General features: G+C 48.9%; 12 protein-coding genes and 1 tRNA gene. 12 read left to right on the plus strand and 1 reads right to left on the minus strand.

Annotation, left to right across the window (positions count from 1 at the left end):
• Positions 1 to 42 precede the first annotated feature (42 nt).
• The 8 genes from HXZ99_RS01325 to trxC all read left to right on the plus strand — a co-directional run bounded on the left by HXZ99_RS01325 (position 43) and on the right by trxC (position 9615).
• Complete coding sequence (locus HXZ99_RS01325; protein WP_331458461.1) at positions 43 to 1602, plus strand: phospholipase D family protein; 1560 nt, start codon at positions 43 to 45, stop codon at positions 1600 to 1602.
• Positions 1603 to 1852: 250 nt separating this feature from the next.
• A complete protein-coding gene (locus HXZ99_RS01330; protein WP_194755472.1) occupies positions 1853 to 3655 on the plus strand; it encodes a putative bifunctional diguanylate cyclase/phosphodiesterase in 1803 nt (600 codons plus the stop codon).
• Positions 3656 to 3785: 130 nt separating this feature from the next.
• Positions 3786 to 3917 carry a hypothetical protein gene (locus HXZ99_RS12305; protein WP_269434574.1) on the plus strand — a complete coding sequence of 44 codons (132 nt, stop codon included), beginning with the start codon at positions 3786 to 3788 and terminating at the stop codon, positions 3915 to 3917.
• A 41-nt stretch (positions 3918 to 3958) separates the two neighbouring features.
• A complete protein-coding gene (locus tag HXZ99_RS01335) occupies positions 3959 to 5608 on the plus strand; it encodes an isovaleryl-CoA dehydrogenase (RefSeq protein WP_194755473.1) in 1650 nt (549 codons plus the stop codon).
• 84 nt (positions 5609 to 5692) lie between these two features.
• The gene (locus HXZ99_RS01340; RefSeq protein ID WP_194755474.1) at positions 5693 to 6652 is read left to right on the plus strand and encodes a DUF3667 domain-containing protein; all 960 of its coding nucleotides are present in this window, start codon (positions 5693 to 5695) and stop codon (positions 6650 to 6652) included.
• Between the two features lie 92 nt (positions 6653 to 6744).
• Positions 6745 to 8295 carry an AbgT family transporter gene (locus HXZ99_RS01345; protein WP_194755475.1) on the plus strand — a complete coding sequence of 517 codons (1551 nt, stop codon included), beginning with the start codon at positions 6745 to 6747 and terminating at the stop codon, positions 8293 to 8295.
• A gap of 153 nt (positions 8296 to 8448) precedes the next feature.
• On the plus strand, positions 8449 to 9114 hold the full coding sequence (locus HXZ99_RS01350) for a class I SAM-dependent methyltransferase (protein WP_228517488.1): 666 nt from the start codon (positions 8449 to 8451) through the stop codon (positions 9112 to 9114).
• A gap of 57 nt (positions 9115 to 9171) precedes the next feature.
• Positions 9172 to 9615: a thioredoxin TrxC gene (trxC, locus tag HXZ99_RS01355; protein ID WP_194755477.1), complete on the plus strand. Its 444-nt coding sequence runs from the start codon at positions 9172 to 9174 to the stop codon at positions 9613 to 9615.
• Between the two features lie 12 nt (positions 9616 to 9627).
• On the opposite strand, the gene HXZ99_RS01360 is transcribed toward trxC, so the two are convergent.
• Positions 9628 to 10509 (minus strand): LysR family transcriptional regulator, encoded by an 882-nt coding sequence (locus HXZ99_RS01360; protein WP_194755478.1) that lies wholly within the window; start codon positions 10507 to 10509, stop codon positions 9628 to 9630.
• 131 nt (positions 10510 to 10640) lie between these two features.
• On the opposite strand from HXZ99_RS01360, the gene HXZ99_RS01365 reads away from it, so the two are divergent.
• The 4 genes from HXZ99_RS01365 (at position 10641) to HXZ99_RS01380 (ending at position 13743) form a co-directional block, all read left to right on the plus strand.
• Positions 10641 to 11759: an S-(hydroxymethyl)glutathione dehydrogenase/class III alcohol dehydrogenase gene (locus tag HXZ99_RS01365; protein ID WP_194755479.1), complete on the plus strand. Its 1119-nt coding sequence runs from the start codon at positions 10641 to 10643 to the stop codon at positions 11757 to 11759.
• Positions 11760 to 11773: 14 nt separating this feature from the next.
• Complete coding sequence (gene fghA, locus HXZ99_RS01370) at positions 11774 to 12619, plus strand: S-formylglutathione hydrolase (RefSeq protein ID WP_269434576.1); 846 nt, start codon at positions 11774 to 11776, stop codon at positions 12617 to 12619.
• 501 nt (positions 12620 to 13120) lie between these two features.
• A tRNA-Val gene (locus HXZ99_RS01375) sits at positions 13121 to 13197 on the plus strand.
• A 267-nt stretch (positions 13198 to 13464) separates the two neighbouring features.
• Entirely contained in the window at positions 13465 to 13743 is a 279-nt protein-coding gene (locus HXZ99_RS01380) for a hypothetical protein (RefSeq protein ID WP_194755480.1), read from the plus strand.
• Positions 13744 to 14106: the final 363 nt, after the last annotated feature.

Below are 14106 nucleotides of genomic sequence, written 5' to 3' on the forward strand. Positions count from 1 at the left end.
GAATCCGCATCCCATCAGTTGGATTGATGAAAGGAACTCTCAGTGCGCGTGATCAAAGTAAGTGTTCTGTTGTGGATCGTCATAACATTATTCTGGGTATCTGGCTGCAGCTCATTACCTGCGCTTGATGATCGTATTGAGACATCAGCACTAAATCTGCAAGACGCACGCGACACGACCCTCGGACGAACCTTTCAAGAGCAAGGCGACCTACATCCTGGAAAATCGGGTATCTATCCCTTGGATGACGCGTGGGACGCGTTTGCTGCGCGCATTCTCTTGGCCGAGCGGGCTGAGAAAACCCTCGACATTCAATACTATATTTGGCGTAACGATAAAACCGGACGTCTGCTCCTGTCGGCGTTATATGACGCTGCTGAGCGAGGGGTACGGGTGCGCTTGCTTCTGGATGATCTCAACACCATTCCGCTTGAGGGAGTGCTCTACCATTTGCACGCGCATCCTCAAATCGAAGTACGGTTGTTTAATCCCTTTTTACAACGAAATTCCCGAATATGGGGGTTTATTACCGACTTTGATCGCTCAAATCGGCGCATGCACAACAAGTCGTTTACCGCCGATAATCAAGCCACCATTGTGGGCGGCCGCAATATAGGCGATGGCTATTTTGGGACCGGCGATGGTTTGTTATTCGCGGATTTAGACGTGCTCGCAGTCGGCCCTGTCGTTCAGGAAGTCTCGTTAGACTTTGATCACTTTTGGTCGAGCGGATCAACCTATCCTTTGCACTTTATCGCCGATATCCATAACAAAGGCGATCAGCATGCTGTCACATCCATTGCTGCGATGATGTCGTCACAAGATAAAGTCTATGAGTATTTGAATTCAGTGATGGACACGTCACACATGCAGGCCGTAATAGACGGGTTGATGCCGTTTGAATGGGCCAACACCATTATGGTAAGTGATGACCCCGGCAAAGGCCTGGGCAATGCCACGGGCGGACAACTTATCATTCACCAATTGCATAAAGCCATAGGTGAGCCTGAGCGTTATTTTGAACTCGTATCGCCGTACTTTGTGCCTACCCGATCAGGTGTTGATGCACTGATCGAATTCGCAGAACGTGGCGTTGAGATCACTATTCTTACAAATTCACTTGCAGCGACCGATGTGGCTATTGTGCATGCAGGCTACGCAAAGTGGCGCAAACCGCTCTTAGAAGCGGGTATTCAAATTTTTGAAATGCGGCGTATTGCGAACAATGGCGATGAAGAAAGTGACGAGCGACTTGCGCGCTTTGGTAGTGGCGCTGCTAGCTTACACGCGAAAACATTTGCTATCGATGGTGAACGCGTATTTGTCGGCTCGTTTAACTTTGATCCGCGTTCAGTAGCGCTCAACACTGAACTTGGCTTCGTCATTGAGAGTAAAGCGCTGGCGCAACGTATCGACGGTACATTCTCGGATCGCATGCCTTACATGGCATACGAGCTGAAACTGTCGCCGTCCGGACGAATCTATTGGCTCGAACGTAATCCCGGTGAGGTCATCCGGCATGATGTAGAGCCAAATACAACGCTGTTCAAGCGTACGTCAGTGCGGATTCTCTCATGGTTGCCTATCGACTGGCTGTTATAATCAGAAAACGCTCCAAATCAGCATAGTTATGCAGATTTGCGCATTTTTTCTGCAAAATGATTCATAAAAACCTGAAAAAAAGTATATTTATTTAAAAATAGAGGGGAAACCCTCATCTGCTAAAGCGCATATTACTGCTAATTTATAAGAGCGTTATAGTAAGTAGGCTTGAGGCGTGAAAGTCTCTCACTATTTACAAAGCGTAAGGTTTTTGAGAAGCGCTTAAACTTTAATGGAACCGGTATATCCCATGAGTTCAGAACTGCCCGCTTTCCAAGCGAAAAATATAGATGCAAGCTATGTGTTTAGGCAGCTCGCAGATATATTTACCCTGGTAGGTGATGACAACTTCTTTGATCGGCTGACCCAGTGTGTTGCCCAGATTCTCCATGTGGATTTCGTGCTTTGTGCGCGCTTGGATGATTTCCGTCACCAAAGTGTTCCTATGAGCTTCTACACGCCCAGAGGTCACCAACAAGCATCGGCCTACGCGCTGGCGGGTACACCTTGTGAAACCGTGCGTGGGCAGGATACCTGCTACTTTGCAGAAAGTGTTGCCGAACAATTTCCCTCAGATACATTGTTATCTGATTTAGGCGTTGAATCCTACATGGGCTATGCCATTTTGAACCGAGCCGGTAAGAAGCTCGGTTTGATATGCATCATGCACTCAGAAACACTCACCAACGAGAGCGTTGCTCGCGATGTATTGCGCATGTGTGGTGCGCAAATAGGCGTTGAGTTAGAGCGACAAGCCTCGTTAAAGCAAATAAGCAACTTAGCCTATCAAGATGGTGTTACCGGGTTGCCAAATCGAGTCGCTTTTACAGAGAAGCTCAATAGTGAGTTGTACGAAGCGATGCGTAGCACTGAAGTTTTGAGCCTACTGGTTTTGGACTTACGTCGATTTAAAGAGATTAATGATCTACATGGGCATGATATCGGCGACTCGGTGCTTGCGTTAGCCGCTCGCCGCTTGCAAAGTTTTACGCAGCAAGGGGAATATCTTGCGCGCTTTGGTAGTGATGAATTTGCCATTTTGATGCCTGGTTTGGGCGGGGTGGATTTGCCGTTAGCGATTGAACGAGTGAAGTCGGCGTTCCATGAGCCGATTCGCGTCAACAGTAAGCTCAGTATCTATGTGGAGGTGAACGTTGGCGCCGCTCAGTATCCCGGTGAATCTGAATCAGGCGGTACCTTGTTCCAGCATGCGAGTATTGCCCTTGAGCACGCAAAACGGGTAGCGACCCGCAGCCGAATTTATGATGCGTCAATGGGACAGTTTCTGCAACAAAAGCAATCTAAGCTGCAACGTCTTGCTGAAGCTATTCGCAATGATGGTTTAAATTTGCATTACCAACCACAATTCGATTTAACGACAGGCGAATTGATCGGTGCCGAGGCATTATGCCGCTGGCATGATGAGGTGTGGGGGCAGATCAGCCCGATGGAATTTATAGCCTTAGCCGAAGAGCGTGGATTGATTCGTGACTTAGGTGACTGGGTGGTGCGTACTGCCAGCGAACAACTAAGAACGTGGATTAAAGAATCCCGTAATTTTAAAGGGGTATTATCGATCAATGTATCTGCGCAACAGTTCGATAGCCCTTATTTGGTGGACCATTTTTTAAGAAGCACCCATGACATTCCGCCTGAGCAATTGGGTATCGAGATTACCGAAAGTATCATGATGCGTTACCCCGAGCAGGCAATGAAGTTATTAGGGCGATTACGGGATCGCGGCTACAGTATTTCTATTGACGACTTCGGTACCGGCTTTTCATCGCTGAGCTACTTAACGCGCTTTCCTTTGAGCGCACTTAAGATTGACCGATCGTTTGTGACTGCTCTCACCACTGATCACCATGACAGCACGATCGTGTCGACGATTATTGCGATGGCAAAAAACTTGAAAATGACGGTGGTTGCTGAAGGTGTTGAGACGGAGGAACAAGCACAAGTGTTGCGCGATTTAGGTTGTCAACATGTGCAAGGTTTTATGTACGGTAAACCAGTGTCCGCGGAAGAATTTGAACAACGTTGGCTGTCGTAACAGAGCTAGCAAGTAGCGGCCATGCGCATTTTCTTTCCGTGTTAACTATGGCACTCTAGAGTATCCATGAGGTAACACACAGGTGAACGCCTCGATTGCCAAATTTGGCTGAACGAAAAGGGTAGTTGTGATGGGGTTTGGACCAATTTTATTGCTCGTATTTATTCCCGTGGCTGTGATCGCCAGTATCGCTGCCTATTTAATTTGGTGGTTTCGGAAAGAAGAGCAGCAACGACAGGATTCGTTTAAAAAAGAGGATTAAACCTAACCGAAAGCCCGCAGGCAGCGCGCGAGGGAGCATGCATGAATAATCAATTCTACGCTGAAACCCATGAGGTGAAAAACGTACCACCGTTGCTTGAGAACTATAACTCGTTTACCTCTGATCTTGCCTTGCAAGAAGCACTCAAGCGCGAAGGGGCTGATTGGGCAACCGCTGATGTAGAGCGCTTTGGCCAACTTTGCGGCTCAGCTGAACATCTGGCTCTTGGCGCGCAAGCCAATGCGAATAAACCGACTTTAAGCACCCATGATCGATTTGGTCACAGGGTCGATTTAATTGATTACCATCCTGCCTATCATCGCTTGATGCAAACGTCCTGTGAACACGGCCTACACAGCAGCCCTTGGTGTGATCCGAAGCCCGGCGCGCACGTGGCCCGCGCAGCGAAGTATTACCTGCATACACAGGTGGAAGCGGGGCACGGTTGCCCAGTGACCATGACGTTTGCAGCCATTCCTGCATTGCGGCATCAACCGAATTTACTGCACGACTATGGTGATAAAATCATGGCGTCAGGCTATGACCCCAGAAACATTCCAGCCCATGAAAAAAGCGCCTTAACCATTGGCATGGCAATGACCGAGAAGCAGGGCGGTTCTGATGTGCGTCAGAATACTACGCGCGCCTTCCCGATCGGACAAGGGGGGCCTGGTCAGGCGTATGAACTTCTGGGACATAAGTGGTTTGTTTCGGCACCAATGAGTGACGCGTTTTTAGTTCTCGCACAAACCGAGCATGGCTTATCCTGCTTTTTTGTACCGCGCTGGCGTCCCGATGGCAGTAAGAACCCAATGCAAATTCAGCAACTGAAAAATAAGATGGGGAATGTGTCGAACGCCTCAAGCGAAGTTGAGTTGCGCGGCGCGCATGGCTATATGGTCGGCGAAGAAGGCCGTGGTGTCCGCACCATTATTGAGATGGTCGCTGCCACCCGATATGACTGTCTGATTGGTTCATCGGCTGGAATGCGGCAGGCAACCGTGCAAGCGATTCATCATTGCGATCATCGCGCCGCTTTTGGGGCGACACTCACGCAGCAGCCGCTGATGCAGAACTTGCTTGCTGATTTGGCGCTTGAGAGTGAAGCAGCAATGGTTTTCATGATGCGCATGGCCCGGGCAATGGACCACCACGACGATGAACAAGAACGCCTGCTAGCGCGTATCGCCACCCCTATTGGCAAATACTGGATATGTAAACGTGCCCCTCAGCATGCCTATGAAGCCATGGAAATCATTGGCGGTACCGGTGTCATGGAAACCCATATCATGGCGCGTCTGTATCGAGAAGCACCGATTAATGCCATTTGGGAAGGTAGTGGTAACGTTCAGTGCCTTGATATTTTACGGGCGATTGATAAAGAGCCAGCGGTGCTTGAGGCCTATTTCTCTGAAGTGGCACACGCGAAAGGCCAAAATACCCACCTTGACCGCCTCGTGGGCGAATTAAAAGCCGCCTTCGCTGATGCCGATGCCTTACCTTACCGTGCACGACAACTTGCGGATCGCATGGCGCTTGCGTTGCAAGCAAGCTTACTGATTCAACATGCACCGAATGCGGTGGCGGATGCATTTTGTGAAAGTCGCCTTAGTAGACAGGTATGGAATTATGGCGGCATGCCACGCGGTGTCGCCTGTGTTGATGTCATTAATCGTGGCCGTGCTGAATAACCCCCTGCGCTGTCTAAAAAATCAAATTGCAGAATGGTAAATTGCGACTAAAATGGCGATATAATAATTATATGAGCCACGCCCATGACTGCTGCTAGCCCTTCTGAACCGACCGAACCACGTGCGGCTTCTGCGCCATTAGAATCAACTGGAGAATGTGCCAACTGCGGTGCCCAATTAAAAGGGCCGTTTTGTCACGAATGTGGTCAAGAAAATAAGAATTATATCCGTAACGTATTTCGATTAATCACCGAATTGTTCGGTGAAATGGGAAATTGGGATGGACGCTTCTGGCGCACCCTGATTCCATTATTCACACGACCGGCGTTCCTCTCCAATCAATATGTTAAGGGCAAGCGCATTCCCTATGTGCCGCCATTGCGGCTCTATATATTTATATCCCTCATCGCTTTTATCTTATTTGCGAGTTTGGGTAAGACTGTGCAACAAATAGACGCGGAACGTGTGAATGGCAACAATCAAACCGCGCTCAGTGTTGACGGAGAAGAACAGCCTGCTATTGGGCTTTCTGAACTCTCGTTTGAAGATAGTCAGCTTAATCTCGGTTTTTTGAGTGAAGCCGACAACGCTGCCTTAAATGAGCGGTTTAAGTTTTTACTGCAGCACCCGCGTGTCTTTGTGGATCGGTTCTTCTCGCTCGCCCCACAGCTTATGCTCGTGATGCTGCCCATATTCGCTCTGTTACTGAAATTGTTGTACGCGTTTAGCGGCCGCTATTACGTAGAACATTTGGTTTTGGCCTTACATACCCATGCGTTTCTATTGCTCACTCTGATGTTCATTATGGGTCTGAAAAGCTTTATGGGCTTAGCATTACCTGCTTGGTTGGCAGTGATTTCGGGTTGGCTTTATGTGCTACTTTGGTGGTGGATTCCAGTGTATTTGGTGTGTACACAAAAGCGCTTTTATCGGCAAAGTTGGCCGTTGACGTTTTTTAAATTTTCAGTGACTAGCCTCGTATACTTCATTGTGCTTTTACTTATGCTATTGGCAACGATTATTCTATCGGTACTACGGGCGTAATTTGCCGCGTTTCTATGGTAATCGGCATGACTTCATCGGCAAGTTGCTTTAGGATTCAGCTCATACCATAAAAATTAGAATAGGAACTGGCTGTGTCGACTCCCTCCTCAGACTCCCCAAAGGGCTTTATTGCTTTTGTAGAACGTGTTGGTCGGCGTATTCCCGATCCGGTTATTTTGTTTATTTGGTTTCTTGTTGGTACTTTGCTGCTGACAGCGCTGATTGGCGGACTCACCTTTGAAACCTACGGCGCAGGCGGCGATCCGGTGCGTCATGAGATCCGTAATATGCTCTCAAGTGAGCATGTGGTCTGGCTATTCGACAATGCATTGTTAGCCAACTGGCTCGGCTTTGGCGGTGGCGTACTTGGTGTGATCTTGATCGTCATGCTCGGTGTGGGGGTGGCGGAAAACTCCGGCCTTTTCGCCGCAATATTAAAGAAGGTGAGTCGCGGTATTCCGGTGCGTTGGTTACCTTTATTACTCGTTTTCTTGGGTATAATGTCATCTATTGCCACCGACGCCGGTTATCTCATTTTGATTCCGTTGGCGGGGCTATTGTACGCAGGAATAGGCAAAAACCCACTGATTGGCATGGCGGCCGCCTTTGCTGGCGTATCCGCTGGCTTTAGCGCCAACTTAATTCCAGCCACGCCCATTGATGTGATTATTGGTGTAAACGCGCAAGTATTCGCCGAAGCTCAGGGTATTCCGTTTGTCAATGCAGCAGGGGAGGCATTAACCCCTGCCACCATGCATTACTACTTTATCTTTGTGTCGACATTTGTGCTCGCGGCTGTGGGTGCATGGGTGACGCTGAAGTTTGTCGGTCCGCGCCTAGAGCAAAAAGAGTATAGCGTTCCAGAGGAACTAAAAATCTCAGATTTTGATGTAACCGACGCGGAGCAAAAAGGTTTGCGTTGGGCGGGCATTGCCTTGGTGCTCTCACTATTGGCCGTATGGGGTCTGGCAGTGGGGCCTCTGGCTCCTTATGAGAATGAAGCAGGGGCTGAAGTGACCCCGTTTTTGAACAACATCATTTTACTGATCACCTTTGTGTTTACCGCCATCGGGGTGGCGTTTGGGGTTGCTAGCGGGAAATTCCGTTCCATGCTTGATGTGGTGAAAGCCATGGTGAAGCAAATGGATACCATGGGCTATATTTTGGTACTCACGTTCTTTTGTTACAACTTTTTAGGCGTTTTGAGCTACAGCGGTTTGGGCGCGTATATTACCTTTCTCGGAGCAAACCTACTCACCGGTATGGGCTTGCAAAGCTTCCCAGTTTTGCTGTTGATTGGCTTTGTATTTGTTACGGCGCTGATTAATTTATTTGTCGGAGGACTTACTTCCAAATGGATGTTGCTGGGTCCCATTTTTATTCCCATGCTGTATATGGTGAACCCCGCCATGACACCCGACTTGGTGGCTGCTGCGTTCCGCGTGGCGGACTCAGCCACGAATATTATTACGCCGATGATGAGCTACGCAGGTATTATTTTGGCGTTTATGCGCAAGTACAATAAAGACCTGAGCTTTGGCGAAATGATTGCGATGATGTTGCCCTATTCATTAGCGTTTATGGGCGTTTGGATTTTGTTATTAGTCGGATTTTTCACCCTAGGTATCCCGCTGGGCTTCTAAATAATCCTAGCTTTTGTTACTTTATAACAGTAGTGTTGTTTAGAGTAGCAAACCATGGATTTAAAGATATCAGGACTATTTAAATATATTGAACACCTCCACGGAAACCGGTCGTGGGGGAGTTTTTTAGACGCGGGCACCGGGGTGAAAAGTATGCAATGGTTGAGCACACTTAACACTGAGCGCTGGACCGCTGTTACTGCATCCCCCGGCATGGCAGAAAACGCGAAACAAGCCTATCCAAAGCCACTGCGTGCAAACGATCGCATCGTTGTCGGTAATTGGGTTGACCCGAAACTATTGGCTGGGGAAACTTTCGATACAGTACTCGTGGATTACTTTATCGGCGCCATCGATGGCTTTGCCCCATATTGGCAAGATCTGGCCTTTGAACGATTGCGGCCACATGTGACAGGGCGCATGTATATCACCGCCGTGGAACCCTATGTGCCCGTCGTGGAAAAGGATGAGTGTGGTCGCTATATTGGCGATGTTGGACGTTTTCGCGATGCCATGCTGTTACTCGTCGGCCATCGTCCCTATCGAGAGTATCCGAGCGATTGGATGGCACGCGCCCTCAAGCGGGCTGGGTTTAATCCTGTTGAAGGTCGCCGTTTTCCGATCCGCTATGGTGAGCGTTTTATTCACAGCCAGCTTGGTATGTGCCGAGATCGGCTACACCTAGTTCAAGATGAGCGTCTGCGGGCAGGGTTATTGTCGCAGATTGAGGCTTTAGAGGCGCAGGGCAGAGCGCTTCTGGAAAGGCACAATAGTATTCCTTACGGTTTTGATTATGTGATCGCCGCGGAACCGGTGTAACTTGAAATTATCGAAGGCAGGCCTCATCTTCAGAGTATCTGAAGTAAATTCTGTGAGATGTTGATGATCATTACCTGCCCACACTGTGATACTAAAAACCGCGTCCCCGATGATCGCATCGACCAACACCCTCATTGTGGAAGCTGCGATAAGCCGCTCATCACCGGTGTGCCGGTTGACTTGCACTTAAATAATTACCAACGGCATATGAGCGCCGACTTTCCAGTGGTGGTGGATTTTTGGGCGCCATGGTGCGGTCCATGTAAGCAGTTTTCACCGATTTTCGAGAAGGTGGCAGCGCCGTTCGCGGAAAAAGCGCGCTTTGCGAAAATTAATACCCAGAACGAGACCACACTCGGTCAGCGCTACAACGTACGCAGCATTCCTACCACCATTGTGTTCTATCGCGAACAGGAAATTGCTCGCACTGCCGGCGCCATGCCGCCGCAACGTTTGCATCAGTGGCTGGATGAGGTACTGGCACAAATTGAATCTGAATAAAGGATTGCAGAGCTAACGTTCGACGTTGAGTTGCGCCTTAAGAAAATCGACCAAATGGCGCACCTTCGCAGACAGGTGACGGTTTTGCGGATAAACCGCCCAAATTCCTTCGTTGGGTAGTTGAAACTCCGGCATAACCGCAATCAAAGTGCCTGCATCGAGTGCAGTGTCGACGTAGTAATCAGGTAATTGCACTATTCCCATTCCATTTAACGCAGCCTGCAATAGGAAAGGACCGCTGTTGCAGTGAATTCGCCCTTGCGGCCGAAATTGCTGCAGGCCACGCTCAGGGCAATGGAATCGCCAGTGCTCTAAACTGCCTTGCAAACATTGATGCTGGGCTAAATCTGCTATGGTTTTCGGGATGCCATTCGCGGCGAAATAGCGTGGTGAGCCTACAATGTATTGATTGCGAGTGCCAAGCCGCCGTGCAATTAATGATGAACTTTCCAAGGTGCCCAAGCGTATGGCTACATCATACCCGCCCTGAATTAAATCGAGTTTGGCGTTGGTGAGATGTATATCTAACGCCACCTCTGGGTAACGATTTAAAAACTCTGTGAGTATGGGAGCGAGCTTATTTTCCCCAAAATACACAGGCGCCGTCATTCTTAATACCCCGCGCGGCGTTTGCTTTAGAGAAGAGAGGGCCTGATTCGCTTGTTCAAGACTGTCTACTAAATGACGGCAGTGGGCTAAATACACATGACCTTCTTCGGTTAGACTGACTTTGCGCGTACTTCGATAAAGCAATTTTAAGCCGAGCCGCGCTTCAAGTTCTGCGATGTTGCGTGATACCTGAGCAACGGATATGTGCAGATGCTGCGCGGCCTGAGTAAAGCTATTGTGCTCAGCCACAGCGACAAATTCTGAAATACCTTGCCAATGCTTCATCCTGTACGACCTATTATTGCAAAAATGAAAAGGTGAATTTTATATTGGCTGATTAATAAAGCAAAAGAAATAATTACAATGAGCTAAGCTTTGTTTTACGTACACACCACACACGAATAAAAGGACGGATAATGGAAACCATCAAAACACGGGCCGCGGTTGCGTGGGAAGCCGGAAAACCCTTAACCATTGAAGAGGTTGATCTGCAGCCACCACAAAAAGGCGAGGTACTTATTCGCATTGTGGCCAGTGGAGTGTGTCATACGGACGCCTATACGCTTTCTGGTGCTGATCCTGAGGGCATTTTTCCCGCCATTTTAGGGCACGAGGGCGCAGGTATTGTTGAAGCCATCGGCGAGGGGGTTACTTCGGTTGCAGTGGGCGATCACGTGATTCCTCTGTACACCCCAGAGTGCGGTACCTGTAAGTTTTGTACCTCCGGTAAAACGAATTTGTGTCAGGCTATTCGCGCCACCCAAGGCAAAGGCCTCATGCCTGATGGAACCAGCCGTTTTTCAAAAGACGGCCAACCTATTTTTCACTACATGGGTACCTCCACCTTTGCAGAGCACACGGTGGTGCCTGAGATTGCCCTTGCTAAGATCCCCAAAGAAGCGCCGTTAGAGAAAGTTTGTTTGCTGGGTTGTGGTGTGACGACCGGGATGGGGGCTGTGAAGAATACCGCCAACGTTCAGCCAGGCGATACCGTCGCGGTATTTGGGCTTGGCGGTATTGGCTTGTCGGTGATCATCGGGGCGGTAATGGCAAAAGCATCTCGAATTATTGCCATCGATATTAACGAAGATAAATTCGATATCGCCAAGAAGCTTGGCGCCACTGATGTGGTGAATCCAAGCAAATTCGATAAACCGATTCAAGAAGTTATTGTTGATATGACCGACGGTGGTGTTGATTTCTCTTTTGAATGCATCGGCAATGTTAAAGTGATGCGTGCAGCACTTGAGTGCGCCCACAAAGGGTGGGGGGAATCGGTAATCATTGGTGTGGCCGGTGCCGGCGAAGAAATTAGCACCCGTCCATTCCAGCTCGTTACCGGACGAGTTTGGCGTGGTAGTGCCTTTGGCGGTGTAAAAGGGCGCACGCAATTACCAGACTATGTGCAGCGTTATCTTCAGGGTGAGTTTGAGTTAGACACCTTTATTACCCACACCATGCCGCTTGAAGACATTAATGACGCGTTTGATTTGATGCACGAAGGTAAATCGATTCGTAGCGTGATTCATTTTTAACGAGGAGGGTTGTTATGGAGATGGAGCTAAAAGACGAAAAGAAAGTATTTGGTGGTCGCCAACTGCGCTTTGAGCACGAATCCGATGTGCTCAATTGCACCATGCAGTTTTCCGTGTTCTTACCTCCGCAAGCCGAGCAGGGCGATGTCCCCACAGTGTATTGGCTATCGGGACTCACCTGTACCGATGAAAACTTCTCCAGCAAAGCAGGCGCTCAACGGGTGGCAGCTGAGCTGGGGTTGGCACTGGTTATCCCTGATACCAGCCCGCGCGGTGAAGAAGTACCTGATGATGCCGATGGCGCCTATGACTTTGGTAAGGGTGCAGGCTTTTACGTGAATGCCACTGAAGAACCATGGCGCACCCATTATCAAATGTATGACTATATCGTGAAAGAGCTACCGGATCTGGTGGAGGCGAATTTACCTCTCACCGACGAGCGCGCGATTTCTGGTCACTCGATGGGTGGACATGGCGCACTGGTCATTGGGCTACGAAATGCGCAGCGCTACGCATCGATTTCGGCATTTTCACCGATCGTACATCCAAGCCAAGTGCCTTGGGGTAAAAAAGCGTTCACCGGCTATTTGGGAACTGATGAAAACACCTGGCGCAATTACGATGCGACCTGTTTGCTCGAAGAGCTTGCAGGTCAGGATCTGCCCCCGATACTCATTGATCAGGGAGATGCAGATCAGTTTCTCGACGAGCATTTGCGCACCGATTATTTCCGTACCGCAAACAAAGACGCCGGCGCAGGAGCACAAATTCGTATGCAACCAGGTTATGACCACAGCTACTATTTCATCGCCACCTTTATTGAAGAGCACTTGCGCTTTCATGCGAGTAACTTGCGGTAATCAACCCACTGCGTTGGACTAAGAGCATGAATACCATTCATGCTTTTTGCGTATATACATGAATGTGATTCATGTTTTGGGGCCAAGGCACTGGCTTGGCCCGAACCCAAAGGCGGCATCGCGAACCTAAGTTAGAGAAAAACGAACGCACTTATCTCAACGCAGATACCGAACAACCCCTTCAAGGCTTGCGCATTCTCGATGTCGGTTGCGGTGCAGGCCTTATTTGTAAATCCCAAGGAAATGGTTGCATGGGTAGCGGCCCACGAACTGCAACTGGTTCGCCAAGCAGGGTTGGGTTATAACCCCTTTAGCAAGACATGGCGAATAAAGGCGAAAACTGATGTGAATTACATGCAGTTTTTTGCCCAATCCAGTGAATCGTGCAAAAACTCAACGATTAAGCAGCGGCAGAAGGCAGGGCACTGAAAAAACACTTGCGCCAGAGCAGGGGAATTACTAATATAGCGCCCGTTCGCGCAAGCGAGCAAAACAAGATGTGCGTCCGTAGCTCAGTTGGTTAGAGCACCACCTTGACATGGTGGGGGTCGGTAGTTCGAGTCTACTCGGACGCACCACGAATTCAAAAGAAACCCGCAATGTGCAAACGCTGCGGGTTTTTTCGTATGCGTAGCGCGATGCCCTGATTTATTAAACAATAGATACCTATGAACCCGGTAAAAGAATACGCAATATCATCTTGCCTAATCTCATGGTTCTCACTATCTTCAGCTTTAAAGAAAAATGATTAGGCAAGTGCGCCGTTCTAAATGAGCACGCACAATTCGCATCGCGCGAATGCAGGGAGCAAAGTATCGCAACGATGAACCAAGGAAGGATGAATTATGAAAAGTGAGGGAACTGGGAAAATCGCCCTTGAGCACCGCCAGACCTTTATAGGAGAGGGAGTCAGGCTAGAAATTGTTGTAACTGAACTCAGAAAGGATGAATGGTCGCTTTCCGTTGTGAACGAGATTGGCATTGCATCTAACTGGAATGAGTTTTTTGAATCGAAGGATCGTGCAGTTGAAGCTGCTCTAGATGCGATTCGCGAAGAGGGAGTTAAGGAGTTTTTGAATATTGAAGGCTTTGAGTACTTGCAGGATGATCACCACGACGTATAACAATCTGTTCAATCGCCCCTTCGGGGCTTTGGGACAAGTGGCTGAGCCACTTGCCCATTAACAAAAGGCGATAGGTGAACAATGCGGGCGGTCTTTGTTGTATTTTGTTGTTAGAGGGAATCAATAATGAAGAATACGGAAACACTGGTAGTGTCAAGAGTTCGTGGATCGTCTATCGTGAAGCTTATTGTGTTGGGCTCTGTTGTCGGCTGTAGCGCTATCACCACGCTTTTCGGAATAGCAGCTCTATTTGGTGCAGAGGTTCTGCAATGGAATGGGCAGTACGTTACAGGAATAAAGGCCCTTATAACATCACCCTTTATAGGGGCTTTCTTTGGGGTGGTGTTCGGCCTATTCTCGTCG

Origin of the sequence: Aliidiomarina indica (genome assembly GCF_015354615.1) — a bacterium.
Taxonomy (GTDB): domain Bacteria; phylum Pseudomonadota; class Gammaproteobacteria; order Enterobacterales; family Alteromonadaceae; genus Aliidiomarina; species Aliidiomarina indica.

Bases quoted from the DNA above. Each gene is read 5' to 3' on its own strand.
- HXZ99_RS01335 (WP_194755473.1), top strand. From the start codon at position 3,959: ATGAATAATCAATTCTACGCTGAAACCCATGAGGTGAAAAACGTACCA.
- fghA (WP_269434576.1), top strand. From the start codon at position 11,774: ATGGAGATGGAGCTAAAAGACGAAAAGAAAGTATTTGGTGGTCGCCAA.
- HXZ99_RS01330 (WP_194755472.1), top strand. From the start codon at position 1,853: ATGAGTTCAGAACTGCCCGCTTTCCAAGCGAAAAATATAGATGCAAGC.
- HXZ99_RS01360 (WP_194755478.1), bottom strand. From the start codon at position 10,509: ATGAAGCATTGGCAAGGTATTTCAGAATTTGTCGCTGTGGCTGAGCAC.
- trxC (WP_194755477.1), top strand. From the start codon at position 9,172: ATGTTGATGATCATTACCTGCCCACACTGTGATACTAAAAACCGCGTC.
- HXZ99_RS12305 (WP_269434574.1), top strand. From the start codon at position 3,786: ATGGGGTTTGGACCAATTTTATTGCTCGTATTTATTCCCGTGGCTGTG.
- HXZ99_RS01340 (WP_194755474.1), top strand. From the start codon at position 5,693: ATGACTGCTGCTAGCCCTTCTGAACCGACCGAACCACGTGCGGCTTCT.
- HXZ99_RS01350 (WP_228517488.1), top strand. From the start codon at position 8,449: ATGCAATGGTTGAGCACACTTAACACTGAGCGCTGGACCGCTGTTACT.
- HXZ99_RS01365 (WP_194755479.1), top strand. From the start codon at position 10,641: ATGGAAACCATCAAAACACGGGCCGCGGTTGCGTGGGAAGCCGGAAAA.
- HXZ99_RS01380 (WP_194755480.1), top strand. From the start codon at position 13,465: ATGAAAAGTGAGGGAACTGGGAAAATCGCCCTTGAGCACCGCCAGACC.